Raw genomic sequence first — 21,149 nt, 5'->3', positions numbered from 1 at the left:
GGCCGGGCCCCGACCGGCGCCGCACTCCGATCGCCTCTCGCCGCGCCCGTCGCGCGGCGCACCTTTCGCCCGACGCGTCTATTCCACCACGACCTTGTAGGTCTGGCCCGTCCGCAGGGTGGCGCCGCGCTCCAGGCCGTTCAGCACGAGGAAGCGCTCCACCGGCTTGTCCGGAACCACCATGCGCTGTGCCAGGGACTCGACGGTCTCGCCGGCGCCGGCCGTCATCACCACGAGGCGCAGGGGCCGCAGGGTCCGGGCCTCGGCCGGATCGATCGCGGACAGGCTCTCGGTCCAGCGCCGGAAAGCGCCGTCCGGGTCGGTGCTGCCCTTGGCCGCCATGATCATCCGGAAGGTGGTCTCGCCGACCCGGATCACGGCGAGGCGGAAGGTCCAGTCCTTGCCGCGGGACAGGGCCGTGGCCGCCGGGTAGCCGGCGACCATCCGGTTCTCCAGGGAGCCCGGCTCGACGACATCGTTCCAGGTCGCCTTCAGCACCTCGTCGAGGCCCTGGCCCGGATTGCTCTCGACCTGATCGAAGAGCAGGCGCCGGCTGCCCTCTCCGGTGGTGCCCAGGACCGCGTTCCGGGTGTTCTCGATGGAGAAGCCCTCCGGCACCTCGAAGGCGATGCCGAGGGCGGGATGGAGGAACCTGCGCCCGCGCACGACGCCGTCGCCCGGATTGTCGCCGTAGGCGATGCCGTCGATGGCCGCGAGGTAGCGGGCGCGCTCGTCGACGCCGAGGCCGGGCGCACCGATCAGGCGGGCGGCGCGGGTCACCAGGGTGATGCGCTCGGTGGTGCCCGGATGGGTCGCCAGCATGTCGGGTTCTCCGGCCATGCCGGTGCCGGTCTTCAGGGCCGTGGTCCGGCTCAGGGCCGTGAGGAACCGGCCGGCGCCGAAGGGATCGTAGCCGGCGCGTGCCAGGGTGCGTACCCCGACGCTGTCGGCCTCGAGTTCCTGGTCGCGGGAGAACCGCGCCAGGGCGAACTTCGACTGGCTCTGGAGCTGGGCGCCCGTCACGGGATCGTTGAGCACGTCGGCCACGACCTTGCTGACCAGCTGCGAGCGCAGCGCCAGCTCGGTGCGCGCCGTGGCGTGGCGCAGGGTGACGTGGGCGATCTCGTGGGCGAGGACGGCGGCCACCTCCGAGGTGTCGCTCGCCAGCGCCAGCAGCCCGCGGGTGACGTAGAGCCGGCCGCTCGGCAGCGCGAAGGCGTTGATGACGGGCGAATCGAGCAGGGTGACCGCGTAGGTCTCCTCCGGGCGCTCGGTCGCCTTGACGAGGCGGTCGGTCACGTCGCTGACGAGACGGAGCGTCGCCGGGGACCGGTACTCGCCGCCGAAGGAGGCCACGAGCTTGGCGTGGTCGGCGTCCGAGGCGGTGCGCTCGCGCCCCGTCGTGCGCGGAGCCTCGCGGGGCACGGCCAGCGCCGCCTTCTGCACGACGGCACCGGTCTGGTCGCCGATGCAGCCCGTGAGCAGCAGCCCGAGGAGCGGCCAGGCTGCGGCCTGCCGGCCGAGCCGGAGCCGGGCCGCCAGCGAAGGAGCGGCCATCGCGCGCATCGTGAGGCGGAGGATCGAACCCATGCCGTTCAGCGCCGCTGCGCCTGCTCCCCATCCAGAATTTCGATCATGTCGGCACTCGCGATGTCGAGGGTCGGGCCGCGCCACGCCTCGACCATCCCCCGGACCCGGACCTGCCGCCCGCGCAGGGAGGCCGCACTCAAACCACGTTCCTGCAAGACGCGCCAAGTGCGTTTCGACACGGTCACGGTCAGCCCCTCCTCGCCCCGGCGTGCGAAGTCGAGATACGTCCGGCGCGGGCGCTCGCCAACCCACCGCACCGCCCCCTGCACCACGAGGAAGTGACCCAGTCTGGCGCGCAGGGCCGTCCCGTCCTGGACGTCCGGACCGGCTTGGCGCCAGAGGCCGATGCCGCGTCGTCGCGCCCCGGCCTCGACCGCCAGGAGGGCCGGCCGGCACAGGGTGTCCCGCTCGCCCGCATCGACCGCCACGAGGCCGAGGGCCACCAGCCCGGCCGCGAGGTCGGGCGTCGACGCCTCGGCGTCGGTCTCGGCCACCGTGGCGTCGACGTGGGACCGGCCCCAGCGATCGCTCTCGCCCCGGGCGACCAGCGTCAGGGAGCGTCCGTTCCGGGCAAGCAGCCAGGCACGGGCCTCCGACGCCAGAGCCGCGTCTTCAGGCCAGCGCACACCGTCCAGCACGGCCCGCTGGCCCGAGGCGAGGATCAGCTCGCCCCGCGCGTCGAGACCGGCGAGACGCTCCGCCCGAGCCGGCGCCTCACGGCACTCGGGCACCACCGCGCCGGCCGGGCTCGGCAGCGCGAGGACCGCGCCGACGGCCAGGCCGAGACGCCGTGCTTCCCGCAGGCGGGGCGATCGTCGCTGTGCGATCGTCACGAAAACCGACTCCCCGGCGATGGTGTCCGACGATGGTGCGAATCCCTCGCCATTGTCGCCCCGTACGGGGCGGAGACAAGGAAGAGCGTCGGCGCAGAGGACGGTTCATGCCGCATTGCGGCAAGATGGCCACAGCGCCACGACCGGAGCGGGAAGGTCTCAGGGGGCAGGACCGTCTGCCGGGGCGGGGCCGATGGGCCGAGCCTCGCGGCGGACTGGTGACGGCATGCATCCACGGTTGGCGGGTCCGGACGATGATGCTAGGAACGCCCCCGGTGAGTCTCCGTAGCTCAGCTGGACAGAGCACAGGTTTCCTAGATCACAATTGGGCGTCGCGAGGGGAAACCGCGCGGCGGATCCGCTCAAATTCGGGGAACGCTCAACGTGTGCTCCTGGCGCACGCAGCCAATCCCGAGCCAAGCCCGGTACCCGCATCCGCGGGTTTCGGGACGGTGTAGAGACTAGACGGGCGGCACCTAAGGGGTTCGGCGACGAAGCCTACGGTGAAGGGATAGTCCAGACCACGAACGGGCGTCTCCGGGCGCGCGGCGGCGGAAGCCGAAGTGGGATGAAACCTGGGGTCGCAGGTTCGAGACCTGCCGGGGACGCCACCACATACGCGCCGTGTCCGACTTGCGGAGGCGGTGACGTCACACAAGAGCTCGAAGGCCTGGGCCGCTGCGCCGCCCTCACCCATCTCCGCCATGGCAAGGCCCGACCCGTACGGGTCCGCCTGTCGGGGAGCGCGCCAGCGAAACGCGTGTTGAACCGGCGAACAAGGTGGGCGGGCGGGAAAGCTTCGGCCCGATCTCCTGAGGCGCGATCTCTTGAGGGACGCGCGGTTCGGAGGGGCTGCCCTAGGGCTTGCGGCTTCGCGCGTCTTCCTCGATGGCCGCCTGATGATACCAGCTGTCATGGTAGGCCACCGGCGACGGGCGCTGCCCCTTGGTCGCGCCGTCCGTCTTGCCGATCGCGGGTGCGCCCTGCGCCGCGGAGACCCGTGGGTTGCGGAAGGGCAGGATCGTGGCCGTCTGTTGATGATGTCCCATAGTCATGGAGGGAGAGGTCCTTTCATGCGCTGCCTTCGCAGCGCCGTTGGACGAGAGTATAGGTCTGTCTGATACGTTTTGCATCACAAGGACCCGGTGAAATCCTTCAGATGCGAGAAATATAGGCTTGCCGCATATTCTTTCAGGATTGGTCAAGGTCTCTGACCGTTCGCGGCGCGAAATCGGGCATGACCGCTTCTTGACCTGGCGTTTCTTCACGCGCCGCACCAACGGGCGCGATCGTGCCGTCTACCCCGGGGCTCGACCGCGCCTCTTGCCTGGGCGTGGTCGCCGTGCGGGAAATGTGGGGTCTGCAGCTTGTCCACATGATCGCTCGGCCGCCCGGTCCCCGGGGTGGCGGTTCGGTTTGACGCCTGCGGGAGGGGGCCATACCGTCCTGCCGGGCGAACGGAAGGCAGGTCGTCTCCGCAGCGAAGCCTGCGCTGTGGGCGAAGGGTCCGGACGTGGTCAGGCCCTGGCGCTGCAAGGGCTCGCAGCAGAGCGTGGGACGGGCGAGATGGCTGGGCAGAAGACCGACGCACGGGATGTTCATGTGGGGCAGCGCATCGCGGAGCAGCGCAAGAGGGCGTCCCTGACCCAGAAGCGCGTCGCCCAGAGTTTCGGGATGTCGGCCGCCCAGTTGCAGAAGTACGAGAAGGGCACCAACCGCATCAGCGCCCTCCATCTCGACACCTTCAGCCGGCTGACCGGGGTGCCGATCGCCTACTTCTTCGACGGGCTGGAGCACGAGGGCGCGGTACCGTCCGGCGGCGAAGCGGGGCCCGGGTTCTCCGAGGCGTCCCAGCAGGCCTACGCGGCCGACAATCCCTGGCTGGGCCTGACGGATGTCGTGGTGCAGCACGTGAACGCCCATTTCCCCGAACCCGAGCGCCGGCGATTCGCCGCGATCCTGCAGGCGATCGGGCGCAAGCTCGACGGCTGATCTATCGTCCGATTCGTTCGCTTTGGCGGATTTATCCGCTCTTCCGGCTTGACCCTGCGGGGCCGTCCTGCCAGACACTCGCGCCTGATCAATCGGGAACGGCGCCGCGACAGCCTGGGCGCCCGGAGCATCGGGGGCCTCAATGCCGCGTTCAAACTACCTGTTCACGAGCGAGTCCGTCTCGGAAGGCCATCCCGACAAGGTCTGCGACCGGATCTCCGACACCGTCGTGGACGCCTATCTCGCGGCCATGCCGGAGGCCCGCCTCGGCGTCGAGACCCTGGCCACCACAAACCGCATCGTCATCGCGGGCGAGGTACGCGGTCCCGATTCCGTGACCTTCGACCATCTCACCGAGCTGACCCGCGCAGCGGTCAAGGACATCGGCTACGAGCAGTCGGGCTTCCACTGGAAGAACAACGACATCGCCATCTACCTGCATGCCCAGTCCGCCGACATCGCCCAGGGCGTGGACTCGTCCGGTAATAAGGACGAGGGCGCGGGCGACCAGGGCATCATGTTCGGCTACGCCTCCGACGAGACGCCCGAGCTGATGCCGGCGCCGATCTACTACGCCCACAAGATCCTCAAGGACCTCGCCGACGCCCGCAAGGCCCGCCAGGGCGACGCCGCCAAGCTCGGCCCCGACGCCAAGAGCCAGGTCACCGTCCGCTACGAGAATGGCCGTCCGGTCGGCGTCACGCAGATCGTGCTCTCGACCCAGCACCTCGACGAGTCCCTCGACTCCGCCGACGTGCGCGCCATCGTCGAGCCCTACATCCTGGCCGCCCTGCCGCAGAACTGGGTCTCCGAGGAGACCGCCTGGCACGTGAACCCGACCGGCAAGTTCGTGATCGGCGGCCCCGACGGCGATGCCGGCCTCACCGGCCGCAAGATCATCGTCGACACCTATGGCGGCGCGGCGCCCCATGGCGGCGGCGCCTTCTCGGGCAAGGATCCGACGAAGGTCGACCGCTCGGCCGCCTACGCGGCGCGCTACCTCGCCAAGAACGTGGTGGCGGCCGGTCTCGCCACCCGCGCGACGATCCAGCTCGCCTATGCCATCGGCGTCGCCAAGCCGCTGTCGATCTATGTCGACCTCCACGGGACCGGTCAGGTCGACGAGGCCCGGCTCGAGGACGTGCTGATGAACGCCTTCGACCTGTCGCCCCGCGGCATCCGGACGAAGCTCGGCCTTAACAAGCCGATCTACGCCCGCACCTCCGCCTACGGCCATTTCGGCCGTGCCCCGGAGGCCGATGGCGGCTTCTCGTGGGAGCGCACCGACCTGGCCGACAGCCTCAAGTCGGCCCTGGCCTGACCCCATGAACCTGGGGCGGGACCAATTCCCGCCCCAGACGGGCGGGCACGAGCCACCGGAGGGCGCTGACCGCGCCTTCTACGGCCGTCGCAAGGGCAAGCGCCTGCGGGCCGGCCAGGAGCAGCGCCTGTCGGAGCTGCTGCCGACCCTTCGGCTGACCCTGCCGCCGGCCGGCGAACGGCTCGATCCGCCGCGCCTGTTTCCCGTCCCGGTGGACGAGGTCTGGCTCGAGATCGGCTTCGGCGGCGGCGAGCATCTCGCCGCCCAGGCGGCCGCCCACCCCCGCACCGGCATCATCGGCGCCGAGCCCTTCGTCAACGGCGTGGTCAAGCTCCTGCGCGCGGTGGACGAGGCGGCCCTCCGCAACGTCCGGATCTGGGACGAGGACGCGACCGCCCTGCTGGCGGCCCTGCCCGATGCCAGCCTGGCCCGGGTCTACCTGCTCTATCCCGATCCCTGGCCCAAGCGCCGGCAGCGCAAGCGCCGCTTCGTCTCGGACGGCGCCCTCGCGGAGATCGCCCGCGTGCTCCGGCCCGGCGGCGTGTTCCGCTTTGCCAGCGACATCGATGACTACGCCGGCTGGACCCTGGTGCGCGCCGCGCGCTGTCCGGATCTCGCCTGGACCGCCGAGGCGGCCCGGGACTGGACGCAGCCCTGGTCGGGTTGGCCGGGCACCCGCTACGAGGCCAAGGCCCTCGCCGCCGGCCGGCCGCCGAGCTACCTCGAGTTCCGCCGGGTCGGACCGGCCTGAGCGCGCGGGACTGAGCGCGCGGGACTGCGCCCGCCGGCGTAACCCGGTTTGCCGACATCCTTGTGATGGGGTTGTTCGGGAAACACGCATCCCCATCTCAGCCCGGCCTTGTTCCGCCCGGTCTTCGGTTGTCTGATAGGCACCGATGACGCGCGAGCCTTCCGGTGGAGCGCGGCCGCGCGTCGGTGACATGAGGTCGGACGCGCCGAGCGAGGATCTGGCGTGCACGACGCTTCGGACAAGTCTTCCATGGGCACGTCTTCCATCGCGGGCGCCGGGACGGACTTGGCCCCGGAGCCCGCTCCGGGACCGCAGGCCGGGCCAGGGCCCGACCTGCACGGGACGGCCTTCGCGCAGGCGCCGATCGGCATCCTGGTCGTCGATGGGGCCGGCCTCATCCGCGACGCCAACCCCCATCTCTGCGAACTCCTCGGCTATGAGCCGGGGGCGCTTAACGGGCGGGCCCTCTCGGTCCTCGGCGCCGTGGCGCAGCGCGCCTGCATCCGGCGCTGGCTCCGGGCGGACGGCACCGGCCTCGACATGCGCATCCGTCCGTCGAAGCGGCGCGACGACCTGCAGATCCTCGTGGTCGAGGCCGTCGATCCCGACGAGGTCGTGCGGGCCGAGGAAAACCGCGCCGCCCTGACGGCGGCGGGCCTGGGCGAGTGGCGCTACGACTTCGCCGACGGCCGGGTCGTCCTGTCGCGCCGGGCCGCGCATCTCCTCGGCTATGCCGCCGACGATCCGGTCACCTGGGACCGCCTGCAGGCCGCGATGGACAGCGGCGAGGTCGTCCGCATCCGCGCCCAGGTCCGCGCCTCCTTGCGGGACGGCGCCCCCTTCGCCTTCGAATGCCGCCTGCGCCGTGCGCCGGACGGCACCACGATCGACGTCGGGGTCCGGGGCCAGGCTATTCCGGCGGGGGAGGGCGGCCGGCCCACGGCCCTGGTCGGCGTGGTCGAGGACGTGACCACCCACGTGGAGGCCCGCAACGCCCTGCGGGACGGCGAGCAGCGCCTGCGCATCGCCACCTCCCTGGCGGCCCTGGGGATCTTCGAGTGGCACATGCTCGACGACCAGGCCATCTGGGAGAACGAGCGCATGTTCGCGATCTTCGGGCGCAGCGCCTCCGACGGCGCCCTGGGCAAGCGCGAATTTCTCGAGACCGTGCTGCACCCGGACGACCGCGCGGCCTTCCGCGCCGCCATCACGCAGGCCCTGCGCGAGGACAGCACCCTGGCGGTCTCGGGGCGCATCCGCCGCCGCAGCGACGGGGCGTGGCGCACCCTCGACTTCGCCGGGCGCTTCGAGCGCGACGCGCCCGACCGCCTGCCCCGGCGCCTGATCGGGGTCGTGGCCGACGTGACCGAGCGCCGGCTCGCCGAGGAGCGCCAGACGCTCCTGATCCGCGAGCTGCACCACCGGGTGAAGAACACCCTGGCCACGGTCCAGGCCATCGTCGGATCGACCGCCCGCACCGCCTCCAGCATCGAGAACTTCTACGAAGCCTTCGTCGGCCGGATCATGTCGCTGGCCCACACCCACTCGGTCCTGACCGAGGACACCTGGCAGACGGCGTCCCTGCGCTCCCTGCTGGCCAACGAGCTGAAGCCCTACGCGGAGGGCTCCCTGAACGGCGCGGAGGAGCGGGACGCCCGCATTCAGCTCTCCGGGCCCCCCGTCGACATGGCGTCCGAGGTCGCGGTGCCGATCGGCATGGCGATCCACGAGCTCACCACGAACGCCGCCAAGTACGGGGCCCTGTCGACCCGGGACGGCCGGGTGGCGATCACCTGGGCACTCGAGCCCGGCGGTCCGGCCGGGACGCTGCACTTCACCTGGGTCGAGAGCGGCGGCCCACCGGTCGCGCCGCCCAAGCGGCAGGGCTTCGGCTCGCGCCTGCTGCAGCGGGTGTTGACGGCCCAGGTGCGGGCCGAGGTCTCCATGGATTATCCGCCGGAGGGGTTCACCCTGACGATGCGGGCCCCCCTGCCGGTCCGCAACGCGGCGCTGAATCCCCTGGCCTGAGGGCGCGCCCGCGCCCGGGGCCTGCGATCAGGCGGCGCCGCGGCTGTCGGTCTCCCCGCCCGCCTCGACGAAGGCCTTGAGTTCGTCGAGGGAGCCGAAGGTGAAGCGGCCGCGCGGCGTGTCCGCCTCGATCACGCCGGTGGAATACATCACGTAGGTGTTCCCCCCCGAGGCATAGGTGCCGACCACCAGCGGTTCCTCCGCGGCGGGAGGCGTGGGCTCGGCGGCCGGCGGCTCCGGGGACGCTTCGGGCTTGTCCTCAGGAGCCACGAACCCGGCCGTCTCGACGGAGGACGGGGGCGGGGGAGCGAGGTCGGGCCCGCTGTGGGGCACCGCCTCGGCCTCCACGAAGCGAGGGGCGCTCTCGGGGGCGGGCGCCGGCTCGGGCTCGGCTGCCCGCGCGCGAACGGGTCCGTCGAACAGGTCGTCGGCCGTGACCCGAATCTCGGGCTCCGGCGCAGCGTCGGCGATGGGCGGCTCCGGACGGTCGTGGGGCGCGTCGGCCGGCAGCAGGTTCGGTAGCAGAGGCTCGGCGGCCGAGGGCTCCGGGGATGGCGGGGCAGGATCGAAGAAGCTCGGTTCCAGGCCGGGGCGGGTGGAGGCGGCGCCTCCCAGGCCCGTACCGGTGCCCACGCCCGCCCCCAAGCCCGCGCCGGCGCCCAAGCCCGTGCCTAAGCCCGCCCCGAGGCTCGCGGCGGTGGCGGCGAGGCTCGGCCGGGCCCGCTGGGAGGCGCTCAGGTCTGCTGGCCCGCCGGGGGCCAACTCAGTGTCCGTCAGGGGAGGCTGGATTGCCGGCCGCGCCTCGCGAAAGGCGCGCTCCAGGCCGCGCAGGCGGCCTGCCACGACGGCCAATCCCAGCACCACGGCCCCGGCCGACGCCGTGGTGGCGCCCGCGATGGTCATGGCGAGACCGCTCTCCAGCCGGACGAAGGGGAAACCCTGGATGACCGATACGATTCCGCCGACGATCATGACGGCGGCCAGCGCGAACAGCGCGATATTCATGGATGTCTCGACAAACGCCTGCACCTTCAGGTGCGGCGCGCACACTAAAGGCCTGGGGGGCATTTGCAAAACGCACAATCGTGCGTCGGGCGCGGCCGCACACCGCGCGGGCGCCCGGATCGTCGCCACCCCGGGCATGAAGGTCTCCCGGGCATCGACTTCACCGGGGCATCGACTTACGTAACGGCACGTTGGTGACAGGGTCGCGCGCCGGTCGCGCGATGCCTTGCGTCCAATGTCTCACGAGCCGGAGAGTTGCCCATGACCTTCACCCTGCCCGAACTGCCCTACGCCTACGACGCGCTCGGCCCCTACATGTCGAAGGAAACCCTCGAGTTTCACCACGACAAGCACCACAAGGCCTATGTCGACACGGGCAACAAGCTGCTCGAGGGCACGGGGCTCGAGGGCAAGAGCGTCGAGGAGGTCCTGACCTCGGCCTACGGCAACAACCAGCCGCTGTTCAACAATGCCGGCCAGCACTACAACCACATCCACTTCTGGCAGTGGATGAAGCCCAATGGCGGTGGCGCTGCCCCGGGCGCGCTCGCCAAGAAGATCGACGAGGATCTCGGCGGCTTCGAGAAGTTCAAGGCCGACTTCATCCAGGCCGGTGTCGGCCAGTTCGGCTCGGGCTGGGCCTGGCTCGCGGTCAAGGACGGCAAGCTCGCGATCATGAAGACCCCGAACGGCGAGAACCCGCTCGTGCACGGCGCCAAGCCGATCCTCGGCGTCGACGTCTGGGAGCACTCCTACTACATCGACTACCGCAATCGCCGCCCCGACTACCTCAAGGCGTTCATCGAAAACCTGGTGAACTGGGAGCACGTCGAGAAGATGTACGGCGAGGCCACCGCGTAAGGCCCCACGATCTTACGACCGCGCCGCGAGGCTCGGGACAGGCTCTTCCGCACGAAGGACAGGCTCTTCCGCGCGAAGGACAGGCTCTTCCGCGCGAAGGACAGGCTCTTCCGCGCGAAGGACAGGCTCTTCCGCGCGAAGGACAGGGCTGCCGCTGACGGAGACCGGCCGACCGGGGTTCGCCAGCGGCCCGCCCTCATCGCGGAGCCGCGCAGCGGCGTCCGGAATCCGGGAACGCAGGGGGTGCGAGGGTTCGCACGGTCGGCGGCTCCGGATTCCGGGCTCGCCTCCGGCGACCCGGAATGACGGCGTGACGTCCTGGGCGATGGCCCCGTCGAAGGCGCGGGGACCCGCTTCGCAGGGGCGGATCGGCCCAGTCCGGCGAGCGGCGACCGCGGACCGTTCGTCGCGGCGAGGCGCAGGGCGGCTGTCCATCGAACGCTTCCGCGTTTGCGCCACGCGCGGCGGCATGGTCTAGGGCTCGCCCGACACTCCCAGCCCCCCGTCCCGGCAGTCCTGATCCATGATCCGCAGCATCCTCTCCGTCGGCGGCTGGACGCTGGTCTCCCGCGTCACCGGCTTCGCCCGCGACGTGGTGATGGCGGCGATCCTGGGGGCCGGTCCACTCGCCGACGCCTTCGTGGTGGCGTTCCGCCTGCCGAACCACTTCCGGGCGATCTTCGGCGAGGGCGCCTTCAACACCGCCTTCGTGCCGAGCTATGCGGGCCTGTCGGAAACGGAGAAGGCCACGGCGGGCGCGGCGCGGCGCTTCGCCGATCGCATCTTCACCCTGATGCTCCTCGTGCAGATCGCCTTCCTGGCGCTCGCCATGCCGGCGATGCCCTGGGTCGTGCGCGCCCTGGCGCCAGGGTTCTCGGAGGACCCGGAGCGGTTCGCGCTGGCCGTCTCGCTGACCCGGATCACCTTCCCCTACCTCCTGTTCATGACGCTGGTGACCCTGTTCTCTGGCATCCTCAACGCCCACCGGCGCTTCGCGGTGGCGGCCGGCGCACCGGTGCTGCTCAACCTGTCGATGCTGGTCGCCCTCGGCCTCGCCGCGCTCTTCCCCAACGCCGCCTACGCCGCCGCCTGGGGCGTCACCGTCTCGGGCGTGCTGCAATTCGCCCTGGTCTGGTGGGCGTGTCGGCGGGCGGGCATCGCCCCGACCCTGACGACCCCGACCCTGGGCGACCCGGCCATGCGGCGATTCTTCAAGGTGCTGGGGCCGGCGGTGATCGGCTCGGCCGGATTCCAGATCGCCTCCTTCGCCGACACCATCATCGCGAGCTTCCTGCCAACGGGCGCGGTCTCGGCCCTCTATTACGCCGACCGGCTCTATCAGCTGCCCTTCGGCGTCATCGCCATCGCGGCCGGCACGGTGCTCCTGCCGGAGATGAGCCGGCGCATCGCCGCCGGCGACGTCGCCGGGGCGCACGCGGCCCAGAACCGGGCGGCGGGCTTCTCCCTCGCCCTGTCGGCGCCCTTCACGGTGGCCTTCCTCACCCTGCCGGCCCTGATCATGACGGCGCTGTTCCAGCGCGGCGCCTTCGGGGCCGAGGATGCGGCGCGCGCGGCCTCGGTGCTCGCCGCCTACGGCTTGGCGCTGCCCGCCGTGGTGCTCCTGCGCAGCGCCCTGGCGAGCTTCTATGCCCGGCAGGACACGATGACCCCGCTCATCGCCTCCCTCACCGCCATCGCCATCAACGTCGCCCTCAAGGTGGTGCTGACCGGGCCCTACGGCGTCACCGGCCTCGCGATGGCCACCGCCATCGGCCAGTGGGTCAACCTCGGCATCCTCGTGGCCCTGGCCTGGCGACGGGGCTGGATGGCGCCGGGGCGCACCCTCGGGGTCACCGTCGTCGGGGTGGTGGTGGCCTGCATCGCCCTCGCGGCCACCGCCCGTTACGGCCTGCCCCTGGCCGACGCCCTGGTGCCGGCCCTGCCGCGCTTGCGCGAGATGGCGGTGCTGGGCCTGCTCGGGATCGCCGGAACGCTGGTCTACGCCGTGCTGTTGTTGGGGACGCTGCGCCTGTTCGGGCTTCGCCTGCGGCGCGCCTGATTCCGCCGCCCGACCGCAGCGGCGCGGGATCCGCCGCGCCGGCGCGGCGCCCGCTTCCGCCGTCCCGGAGGGGTCGACCGGATCCGACACGAGGAGCCCGCATGTCCGAATCCCCCCGCATCGCCGTCTTCGACGCCTACGGCACCCTGTTCGATGTCCACGCGGCGGTGGCGCGCCACGCGGACGCGATCGGGCCGGACGCGGCGGCCCTGTCCGAGACCTGGCGCGCCAAGCAGCTCGAATATTCCTGGGTGCTCGGCCTGATGGGGCGCCACGCCCCGTTCTGGGGCCTGACCGAGCAGGCCCTGGACTATGCCCTGGCCCGGTACCCGGCGGTGGACCGGGCGCTGCGGCCTCGGCTCCTCGACGCCTATCGCGACCTCGACGCCTATCCGGAGGTGCCGGGCACGCTCCGCGCCCTGCGCGCCGCGGGATGGCGGACCGCGATCCTCTCCAACGGCGACGCGGCGATGCTGGAGCGCGCGGTGGGCTCGGCGGGGCTGGCGGACCACCTCGACGCGGTGCTCTCGGTGGAGTCCGCGCGAACCTTCAAGACCGCGCCGGCCGCCTACCGCATCGCCACGGACCGCTTCGGCGTCGGACCCGAGGCGGTGCTGTTCTGCTCCTCGAACCGCTGGGACGTGGCCGGGGCGGCCGCGTTCGGCTTCCGGTCCGTCTGGGTCAACCGCAAGGGGCTGCCGGACGAGTATGCCGATCAGCCCCCCGAGCGGGTGATCGAGAGCCTCGACGCCCTGCTCTAAGGGCGCGGCTCGGGCTACCTGACCAGCGGAGCCTGAGGCCGCCCGGGATGCGGCCGTCAGGCCGCCCGGATGGTGGCGAGGAACTGCGAGACCTGACCGCCGAGATGCTCGGACTGGCGCGACAGCGCCGAGGCCGAGGCCAGCACCTGGGCGGCGGCCGCACCGGTCTCCTCGGCGGCGCCCGCGACGCCCGAGACGTTCTGCGTGACTTCGCCGGTGCCGATCGAGGCCTGGGCCACGTTGCGCACGATCTCCTGGGTCGCCGCCCCCTGCTCCTCCACCGCCGCCGCGATCGAGGCCGCGACGTCGCTGATCTCGCGGATGCGCCCCGTGATGGCGCCGATCGCCGCCACCGCTTGGCCCGTCGAGCCCTGGATGCGGGCGATCTGGCCGGTGATCTCGTCCGTGGCCCGGGCGGTCTGGTTGGCGAGTTCCTTGACCTCCGCGGCCACCACCGCGAAGCCCCGACCCGCCTCGCCGGCGCGCGCCGCCTCGATCGTCGCGTTGAGGGCCAGCAGGTTGGTCTGGCCCGCGATGGTCGAGATCATCGCCACCACGTCGCCGATGCGCTGGGCCGCCTCGCTGAGGTCGCGCACGAAGGTGGCGGTCTGGCCGGCCTCCGTCACCGCCTCGCGGGAGAGCTGGGCCGAGCCCTGGACCTGACGGCCGATCTCGTCGACCGAGGAGCCGAGCTCCTCGGCCGCGGCCGCCACCGTGGTGACGTTCGCCGAGGCTTGGTCGGCAGCGGCGGCCACGGAGACGGAGCGCTGCGCCGTCTCGCTGGCATTGGCCGACATGCTGCGGGCCGTGTCCTGCAGCTGCGCCGCGGCCGTGCCGACCTGCGCCACGACGCCGCCCACCGCGGCCTCGAACTGATCGGCCAGGCCCCGCAGGGTCTCCCGGCGCAGGGCCTCGGCCCCGGCCCGGGCCGCCTCGGTCTCGGCCTCCAGGGCGCGGGTGCGAAGGATGTTGTCCTTGAAGACCAGGACGGCGTCCGCCATCGCGCCGATCTCGTCCCGCCGCTCGGCGCCCGGCACGGCGACGGCCGTGTCGCCGGTGGCGAGCCGCCGCATCGCCTCGGTCATCCGGTGCAGGGGGCGGCTGACGCCGAGGGCGAGGGCGACGGCCGCGCCCGCCGCGATCAGCATCCCGAGGCCCACGAGGAGGGCGGTGGTCAGGACGGCGGTGTCGTAGGTGTCCTGGGCGAGGGCGCCGCTGGCGCGGGCGCTGCCCTCCTCGAGGTCGACGAGCTTTTGCAGGGCGCCGAGGACGGCGTTGATGCGCGTCGACATGTCGGTGTTGTAGGTGCGCTGGGCGCCCGCGAGGTCTCCGGCCTGCGCCTGGGTGACGATCCCCTCCTGCAGGGTCCGGTAGGCGGACCATTCCGTCTCGAACGTGCGGTAGAGGGCCTGCGACTCCGGGCTGGCTCGCAGCGCCGCGTAGGCGGCCTGCGCGGCGCGCATCTCGGCCTCCCGCTTGGCCAGGGCGGCCGAGACGTCGGTGCGGGCCGCCGCCGTATCGGCGGTGATCAGGCGACCGCCATTGACCCGCTGGCGCAGGACCAGGACCTGGATCTTGCCCAGGAGCTGCACGTTCGGGAGGCGCTCGTCGCGCATCTCCCGCGCCACCGCGTTGACGGCGCGCAGCTGCATCAGGGCCGACCCGCCGATCACCGCCATGAGACCGAAGACGAGACCGAAGCCGAGAAACAGCTTGGTGCGGATCGACAGGGCGGGAAAGGACATGCAGCGAGGAGCCCGATGGGAGGGGAGGCCCCACATCATTCGCGACAGGCGTTAAAAATTCCCACGGGTCTTCATGTCGAGGGGCGAAACTTGTCGCGAATGATCATCATCTATCGTCGCCCGTGATTGAATAATCAGGGTGAGAGCTTCCAGTTCGACTGGTGAATGACCAGCGTCATTCCGCGCCCGTCCGGGCTCTTCACCGACTGGCTCGTATAATCTGCCGTGCCCGACATCCCGGCGTATTTGCCGGTTCCGCCGACGAAGACATGCGTGCCCTTGGCGCCCTTGGCCTCGTAGGTGGAAAAGATCTGGTCGCCATCGGTGTCGCTGTCGATGCAGGAGCCGCGGTTGAGCGCCTCGCCGCCGACGACCTCGCGCATCCCGAGGCAGCGCGTGCCCATGTTGTTGAACATCGGGCCGCCGGACTCGTTGCGGGTGATTCCGGAGCTGTCGTAGGTCGTCACGGTGCGCTCCCCGAGCTTCATCGTGACGAAGGCGGCGGTGACGTAGGTGGTGGAGTAGCTGTCGGTGCCGCTGCGGGGCAGTTCGGCGGCCCGCGCAAGGGGCGCGGCCAGAACGGCCGCCGAGAGAAAGACCCAACGTCGTGACATGATGATCAGGCCTCCGTCTGAGAACAGGCGCAGAGACATTCGCATCGATTCGATGTCGATCGATCATGAGCGCGACGCGCGTGCCTGACAACTGTCGGGTCTGCCATTTCCACTAACGAAAAGGTTTATCTCCCTGTCGGTGACTGCAAATGACCGTGCGGCGGGTGTTCTGTCCTAACGGCAATCCTGGCGCGATCCGCCCGGGGGGTTCGGTTCCCCGCGCGGGTCAGGATCGCCCGAGGGCGGCCTCGATCAGCCTGACGCCGTCGGGGCTGTCCCACTCGGCCGGTCCCTTCATCACCCCGAGGGTGCAGCCGGCGCCGTCGACCAGCAGGGTGGTGGGCAGGCCGAGGGAGCCGGTGGCCTTCTGGATCGCCGGCAGGACCCGGCCGCCCGGATCGGCATAGTAGGCCAGCCGCGCGATGCCGTTCTGCTTGAGCCAGGCGGGCGGCGCCTCGAGGTTGCGGGTGTCGACGTTGATCGCCACGACGCGGAAATCCGGGCTACCGAGCCGGGCCTGGAGCCGGTCGAGGGCCGGCATCTCGGCCTTGCAGGGCGCGCACCAGGTCGCCCACAGGTTCACGAGGCGCAGGCCCGTCACGCCGTTCAGGGTGGCGTCGGTTCCCTCCGGCCCCTTGAAGGCCAGGGCCGGCGCGGGCACCGGCGTGGTCGCGACCTGGAGGGCGGCGACCTCGCCCCGGGCCAGGGGGGCGATGCGGGCCGCCGCCGCGGCCGAGCCCGCGCAGGGGCCGGCGGAGTTGCCGCCGGTCGAGCCCGTCCCGTATACGGCAAGCCCCGCACCGAGTGCGGCGACGAGGACGGCCCCGGCGATCAGCGCAGATCTGCGGCCGGGCATCATCGTTGCGTCCGGGGGCGGGCGGGCAGGGCGGCTGGAAGGACGATTGAGAACATGAGCAACCGGATGTGGGGCGGGCGCTTCGCGAGCGGCCCCGCCGAGATCATGGAGGAGATCAACGCCTCCATCGGGTTCGACAAGCGCCTCGCGCCCCAGGACATCCGCGGCTCGCTGGCGCATGTGGCGATGCTGGGTGCGGCCGGCATCCTGCCATCCGCCGATGTGGCCGCGATTCAAGACGGCCTCAAGGCCGTGCGCGACGAAATCGAGGCGGGCGGCTTCGTGTTCAAGCGCGAGCTCGAAGACATCCACATGTCCGTCGAGAGCCGGCTCACCGAGATCGTCGGCCCGGCGGCCGGGCGCCTGCACACCGCGCGCTCGCGCAACGACCAGGTCGCCACCGACATGAAGCTGTGGGTGCGCGACACCCTGGACAGCCTCGACGGGCAGGCCGCCGACCTGCAGCGGGCGCTGGCCGAGAAGGCGCTCGCCCATGCCGGCACGGTGATGCCGGGCTTCACCCACCTGCAATCGGCCCAGCCCGTGACCTTCGGGCACCATTGCCTCGCCTACGTGGAGATGCTGGCCCGCGACCGGGGCCGGTTCCGCGATGCCCGGGCGCGCCTGAACGAGTGCCCCCTCGGCGCCGCGGCGCTCGCCGGCACCTCCTTCCCCATCGACCGGCACGCCACGGCCGCGGCGCTCGGCTTCGACCGGCCGACGGCGAACTCCCTCGACTCGGTGGCCGATCGCGACTTCGCCCTGGAATCGCTCGCCGCCGCCTCGATCTGCGCGGTCCACCTCTCGCGCTTCGCCGAGGAGCTGGTGGTCTGGACCTCGGCGCAGTTCAACTTCGTCCGGCTGTCCGACGGCTACACCACCGGCTCGTCGATCATGCCGCAGAAGCGCAACCCGGACGCGGCGGAGCTGGTGCGCGCCAAGTCCGGCCGCGTCATCGGTGCCCTCACGGGCCTGCTCATCGTGATGAAGGGCCTGCCGCTCGCCTATTCGAAGGACATGCAGGAGGACAAGGAGGGCACCTTCGACGCCCTCCAGGCGCTCTCCCTGTGCCTGGCCGCCATGACCGGGATGGTGCGCGACCTCGAGCCCAACGCCCCGGTCCTGGCCCGTGCCGCCGGCTCCGGCTACGCCACCGCGACCGACCTCGCCGACTGGCTGGTGCGCGAGCTCGGCCTGCCGTTCCGCGAGGCCCACCACGTCACCGGGCGCCTCGTCGGCGCCGCCTCCGCCCGCAACGTCGGGCTGGAGGAGCTCTCCCTGGCCGAGATGCAGGCCGCCGAGCCGCGGATCACGCAAGCGGTCTACGCCGTGCTCGGCGTCGAGAACTCGGTTTCGAGCCGCACCAGCTACGGGGGGGCCGCGCCGGACAACGTACGGTCGCAGGCGAACCGCTGGCTCGCGGCACTCGCGCAGGCGTGAGGCGAAAAGAACCGGACTCGGGGCAGGTGCGTTCACGGCTCAGCTATGTGATGCTGTGTAGGACCCTGTCCCGAGCCCCTCGGAGATCTTCTCATGCCCGCTGAAAGCTGGATTGCGCCGGATGACGTCCCCGCCCTCGCGGTTGAGGCCACGGCGCTGATCGACGCCACCTTGCGCCGCCTGCCCGAGGCCGACCGGGTCGCCTTCTGGGCCTCGGTGCGCAAGTGCTACAACACGCCCTACAACGATCCGAAGCCCCGCGCGCTGCCGCGCGTGCGGATGCCCGAGTTCTCCGAGGCCTCCAAGTTCTCCGAGTCCTCCGAATCCTCCGAGGCGACGGGCCCGGCCCCCACGGAATCCGCCACCCTGTCGGCCCTGGCCGCGCCCGCCCTCGCGAGCGTGATGGCGGCGCTGCCGGGCGTGTTCTCCGCCGAGCCCCACGCCGCCTGAGGGCTGCGGGACGCGCACTCCTGAAACCGGCGCCACGCGGCGCCGCACATCCGGACGGTCGGCCGGGTCTTCCGGTCCGGCGACGTCCCGAAGGGTCTTCCATGGTTCCTGTTCTGCGACGCGGCCTCCGGCTCGGGGCCGCCATCCTCGTCCTGTCCGGTCCCGCCGCCCAGGTCGGCGTCCCCCAACCCCTGGCGGTCGGCCCCGCTCAGGCCCAGGAGGCCGCCCCCGAGGAGGCGGAGGCCCCGAGCCGCAAGAGGTCCCGCCGCGGACGCGAGCGGGCCCCGAAGGCCGCCATGACGGCCCCCGGCATGCAGCAGGCCACCCCGGTGGCGATCTTCGGCGACTGGAACGTCTTCGCCAACGGCCAGGGCAAGACCCGTGTCTGCTACGCCATCGCCCAGCCGCAGGCGCGCTCGCCCAAGACCCTGAAGCGCGACACGGCCTACCTCTTCGTCACCGTGCGCAAGGCCGAGAACGTGGCCAACGAGGTCGCGGTGATGCTCGGCTTCCCGGCCAAGCCCGCGAGCAGCCAGGCCAAGGCCAATGCCGGCCCGGCGCCCACCGACCCGACCCTGAATCTCGGGGCCACGCGCTACGGTCTCGTCACCAAGGACAACAACGCCTGGCTCCAGAACCCGGCGGAGGAGACCCGGGTGGTCACCGAGATGGCCCGCACCCCGAAGCTGCAGATCAAGACCACCTCGCTGCGCGGCAATCCCACCAGCGACGACTACGCCCTGGCGGGGTTCGGCGACGCGATGAAGCGCGCCCGCGAGGAGTGCAAGTAAAGGAACACGTAGGGGAAGCGGGGGGCGGGGCTACGTCACCGCCCGGGCCGCCTCGGCGCGGATCGCCGCCAGGGTGAGGTGGGCCGCCGGACCGTCGCCCGTGAGGTTGAGCCCGTCGGCGCCGGTGGCGAGCAGGAGGGCCAGGGCCTCCCGCAGGGACGCCCCGGCCGCGATCGCGGGGGCGTCCGGCAGGGGTCCGGGGCTCGCCAGGCGCTCGGCGGCGATCAGGGCGAGGCGGCGCAGCGCCCGGTCCTGCCCGACGAAACTCGCGACGAAGGGATCGGCCGGCGCGGCCAGGAGGCGCTCGGGCGGATCGGCCTGGACGATGCGGCCGTCCCGCATCAGCACGACGCGGTCGCCCATCCGCATCGCCTCGTCGATGTCGTGGGTGACGATGAGCACGGTCTTGCCCAGGCGCCGGAGAATGGCGCCGATCTCGGCCTGCAGGCGGTCGCGGGCGACGGGGTCCACCGCGCCGAAGGGCTCGTCCATGAGCAGGACCGGGGGATCGGCGGCCAGGGCCCGGGCGACGCCGACGCGCTGGCGCTGGCCGCCGGAGAGCGCGTGCGGGCGGCGCGCCCGGTACTGCGCCGGGTCGAGGCCGACGAGGTCGAGCATCGCGTCGACCCGGTCGGCGATCCGGGCCCGCGTCCAGCCCAGCAGGCCCGGCACGGTGCCGATGTTGTCGGCGACGCTGCGGTGGGGAAACAGGCCGACGCCCTGGAGCACGTAGCCGATGCGCCGGCGCAGGGCGACGGGATCGGTCCGCATCACGTCCGTGCCGGCCACGAGCACGCGGCCGGCATCCGGCTCGACCAGGCGGTTGACCATGCGCAGCGTGGTGGACTTGCCGCAGCCGGACGGGCCGATCAGGGCGCAGACGCTGCCCTCGGCGACGACGAGGTCGAGGGCGTCGACGGCCGGGCGTTCGGCCCCGGGGAACCGCTTGCCGACGCCTTCCAGGCGGATCATGGGGCCCGGGCCGGCGCGCGGTTTGGCCGCCTGCGCCTCAGCAGCCCTTGCAGATCGAGCCCATGGTGGTGCGCATCTTGGTGTCCCAGGCCTTGTCGCGGGCGGCCGAGGCGCGCTGGGCCTTGGCCATGTCGGCCTCGGTGGAGGCGCGGGTATAGGGCGCCTTGCCCGCATCCGCGCGGCCCGGCGGCTTGGTCACTCCGGTGGGAGCGACGTTGCGCGGGGGGGCGCCGGAGGACGGCTGCGCCAGGACCGGCGCGGCGCCGAGGAGGAGGGCCAGGGTGGAGGCGGCGGCGAGGCGGGACAGGAGGGCGCGGGACATGAGGACGACGGATCCCTGACAGGTGACGAGGCGTCGGGACGATCGGACGTGAACGACGTCGCGCCCCGATGATCCCGTTCATCTACGATGGGGACCGTTCAGGATTATGGCACCTCGGCCGGATGGCGCGAAGGTGGCGGGCGGCAGGGCGTGCGAAATGGCACCCGGTTCGGCGCGCGAGGCTCCGAACCGCCTTCAGGGACCGCTGAGGAAGCCGATCCGCTCCCGCGCCGGCTGTCCGAGCCAGAGCAGGACGGCCCCGATCACGAGCCCGATCAGGGCAGCGGGCGCCAGGGTCAGGGGCAGGACCAGGATCTTCCACAGCCACGGGGCGATGCTCTCCACCGTGCCCTGGAGGGCGTTCGCCCGGTCCTTGAACAGGGTGAAGGCGAGGTCGCTGACGCTGGTGACGCGCAGGGTGTTGTTCGCGACGGAGCGGGCCCCGTCGTAGACGAGGCAGACGAAGCCCGCCGCCAGGAAGACGAGGCCGAGGAAGCGGCTGAGGAAACGGACCATCGCACCCGATCGCACCCGCCGGCATCCGCGCCGGCCCTGAGGCTGAGTAGGAGGGCGCGCCGACGGGCGCAAGCCACCGATGCCGCGGCCGCGGGCGCCCCGGGACCCGGGCAGGCGGGCCGCGCGGTTTGCGCCGGATCGCGTTCGCGCCATATGCGGGCTGGGGCCGCGCGGCAGGCGGGGCCCGGCCGCAACCCGAGACCCGACCCAAACCCATGCGCGACGCCTCCCCCCTCCTCCCC

General features: G+C 72.0%; 20 protein-coding genes. 10 read left to right on the top strand and 10 right to left on the bottom strand.

All coding sequences use genetic code 11. From position 1 onward, the window contains the following. Positions 1–78: 78 nt before the first annotated feature. From AC0IY1_RS19320 to AC0IY1_RS19310, 3 genes are all read right to left on the bottom strand, one after another. Positions 79–1,557, bottom strand: a complete 1,479-nt coding sequence (locus AC0IY1_RS19320) for a M48 family metalloprotease (protein WP_471771646.1) — start codon at positions 1,555–1,557, stop codon at positions 79–81. Positions 1,558–1,595: 38 nt separating this feature from the next. Then, on the bottom strand, positions 1,596–2,423 hold the full coding sequence (locus AC0IY1_RS19315; RefSeq protein WP_471771644.1) for a DNA-binding protein: 828 nt from the start codon (positions 2,421–2,423) through the stop codon (positions 1,596–1,598). An 857-nt stretch (positions 2,424–3,280) separates the two neighbouring features. Next, the gene (locus AC0IY1_RS19310) at positions 3,281–3,478 is read right to left on the bottom strand and encodes a DUF2735 domain-containing protein (RefSeq protein ID WP_471771643.1); all 198 of its coding nucleotides are present in this window, start codon (positions 3,476–3,478) and stop codon (positions 3,281–3,283) included. A 511-nt stretch (positions 3,479–3,989) separates the two neighbouring features. Here AC0IY1_RS19310 and AC0IY1_RS19305 point away from each other — a divergent pair. The 4 genes from AC0IY1_RS19305 (at position 3,990) to AC0IY1_RS19290 (ending at position 8,515) form a co-directional block, all read left to right on the top strand. Further along, on the top strand, positions 3,990–4,415 hold the full coding sequence (locus AC0IY1_RS19305; RefSeq protein WP_055946934.1) for a helix-turn-helix domain-containing protein: 426 nt from the start codon (positions 3,990–3,992) through the stop codon (positions 4,413–4,415). A 142-nt stretch (positions 4,416–4,557) separates the two neighbouring features. After that, positions 4,558–5,736, top strand: a complete 1,179-nt coding sequence (gene metK, locus AC0IY1_RS19300; RefSeq protein WP_055946935.1) for a methionine adenosyltransferase — start codon at positions 4,558–4,560, stop codon at positions 5,734–5,736. 4 nt (positions 5,737–5,740) lie between these two features. Beyond that, a complete protein-coding gene (trmB, locus tag AC0IY1_RS19295) occupies positions 5,741–6,487 on the top strand; it encodes a tRNA (guanine(46)-N(7))-methyltransferase TrmB (protein ID WP_471771641.1) in 747 nt (248 codons plus the stop codon). A gap of 249 nt (positions 6,488–6,736) precedes the next feature. Then, positions 6,737–8,515, top strand: coding sequence for an HWE histidine kinase domain-containing protein (locus AC0IY1_RS19290; protein WP_471771639.1), 1,779 nt, complete (start codon positions 6,737–6,739; stop codon positions 8,513–8,515). Between the two features lie 27 nt (positions 8,516–8,542). Here the strand turns inward: AC0IY1_RS19290 and AC0IY1_RS19285 are convergent, their stop codons facing one another. Continuing rightward, complete coding sequence (locus AC0IY1_RS19285; RefSeq protein ID WP_471771637.1) at positions 8,543–9,520, bottom strand: hypothetical protein; 978 nt, start codon at positions 9,518–9,520, stop codon at positions 8,543–8,545. A 261-nt stretch (positions 9,521–9,781) separates the two neighbouring features. Here AC0IY1_RS19285 and AC0IY1_RS19280 point away from each other — a divergent pair, with 261 nt between their 5' ends. The 3 genes from AC0IY1_RS19280 to AC0IY1_RS19270 all read left to right on the top strand — a co-directional run bounded on the left by AC0IY1_RS19280 (position 9,782) and on the right by AC0IY1_RS19270 (position 13,201). Further along, entirely contained in the window at positions 9,782–10,381 is a 600-nt protein-coding gene (locus AC0IY1_RS19280; protein ID WP_055946939.1) for a superoxide dismutase, read from the top strand. Positions 10,382–10,904: 523 nt separating this feature from the next. Then, entirely contained in the window at positions 10,905–12,440 is a 1,536-nt protein-coding gene (gene murJ, locus AC0IY1_RS19275) for a murein biosynthesis integral membrane protein MurJ (RefSeq protein WP_471771635.1), read from the top strand. 101 nt (positions 12,441–12,541) lie between these two features. After that, positions 12,542–13,201, top strand: coding sequence for a haloacid dehalogenase type II (locus AC0IY1_RS19270; protein ID WP_471771633.1), 660 nt, complete (start codon positions 12,542–12,544; stop codon positions 13,199–13,201). 56 nt (positions 13,202–13,257) lie between these two features. Here AC0IY1_RS19270 and AC0IY1_RS19265 read toward each other — a convergent pair whose 3' ends face one another. The 3 genes from AC0IY1_RS19265 to tlpA form a co-directional block, all read right to left on the bottom strand. Next, positions 13,258–14,946 carry a methyl-accepting chemotaxis protein gene (locus AC0IY1_RS19265; RefSeq protein ID WP_055946944.1) on the bottom strand — a complete coding sequence of 563 codons (1,689 nt, stop codon included), beginning with the start codon at positions 14,944–14,946 and terminating at the stop codon, positions 13,258–13,260. Between the two features lie 134 nt (positions 14,947–15,080). Then, positions 15,081–15,560 (bottom strand): hypothetical protein, encoded by a 480-nt coding sequence (locus tag AC0IY1_RS19260; RefSeq protein WP_471771632.1) that lies wholly within the window; start codon positions 15,558–15,560, stop codon positions 15,081–15,083. A gap of 226 nt (positions 15,561–15,786) precedes the next feature. Next, positions 15,787–16,416, bottom strand: a complete 630-nt coding sequence (gene tlpA, locus AC0IY1_RS19255) for a thiol:disulfide interchange protein TlpA (protein ID WP_471771750.1) — start codon at positions 16,414–16,416, stop codon at positions 15,787–15,789. Positions 16,417–16,470: 54 nt separating this feature from the next. Here tlpA and argH point away from each other — a divergent pair, with 54 nt between their 5' ends. From argH to AC0IY1_RS19240, 3 genes are all read left to right on the top strand, one after another. Further along, the gene (gene argH, locus AC0IY1_RS19250; protein WP_471771630.1) at positions 16,471–17,856 is read left to right on the top strand and encodes an argininosuccinate lyase; all 1,386 of its coding nucleotides are present in this window, start codon (positions 16,471–16,473) and stop codon (positions 17,854–17,856) included. Between the two features lie 93 nt (positions 17,857–17,949). Continuing rightward, positions 17,950–18,306 (top strand): hypothetical protein, encoded by a 357-nt coding sequence (locus AC0IY1_RS19245; RefSeq protein ID WP_471771628.1) that lies wholly within the window; start codon positions 17,950–17,952, stop codon positions 18,304–18,306. A 101-nt stretch (positions 18,307–18,407) separates the two neighbouring features. Continuing rightward, positions 18,408–19,097, top strand: coding sequence for an invasion associated locus b family protein (locus tag AC0IY1_RS19240; protein WP_471771626.1), 690 nt, complete (start codon positions 18,408–18,410; stop codon positions 19,095–19,097). 30 nt (positions 19,098–19,127) lie between these two features. Here AC0IY1_RS19240 and AC0IY1_RS19235 read toward each other — a convergent pair whose 3' ends face one another. From AC0IY1_RS19235 to AC0IY1_RS19225, 3 genes are all read right to left on the bottom strand, one after another. Beyond that, the gene (locus AC0IY1_RS19235) at positions 19,128–20,069 is read right to left on the bottom strand and encodes an ABC transporter ATP-binding protein (protein ID WP_471771624.1); all 942 of its coding nucleotides are present in this window, start codon (positions 20,067–20,069) and stop codon (positions 19,128–19,130) included. A 37-nt stretch (positions 20,070–20,106) separates the two neighbouring features. Next, on the bottom strand, positions 20,107–20,391 hold the full coding sequence (locus AC0IY1_RS19230; RefSeq protein ID WP_055946955.1) for a hypothetical protein: 285 nt from the start codon (positions 20,389–20,391) through the stop codon (positions 20,107–20,109). 195 nt (positions 20,392–20,586) lie between these two features. Then, a complete protein-coding gene (locus AC0IY1_RS19225; protein WP_055946958.1) occupies positions 20,587–20,907 on the bottom strand; it encodes a hypothetical protein in 321 nt (106 codons plus the stop codon). Positions 20,908–21,149 lie beyond the last annotated feature (242 nt).

Source organism: Methylobacterium sp. AC690, assembly GCF_979256535.1.
The sequence above is the reverse complement of the archived record's forward strand: the minus strand, read 5'-3'. Positions and strand labels throughout refer to the sequence as shown.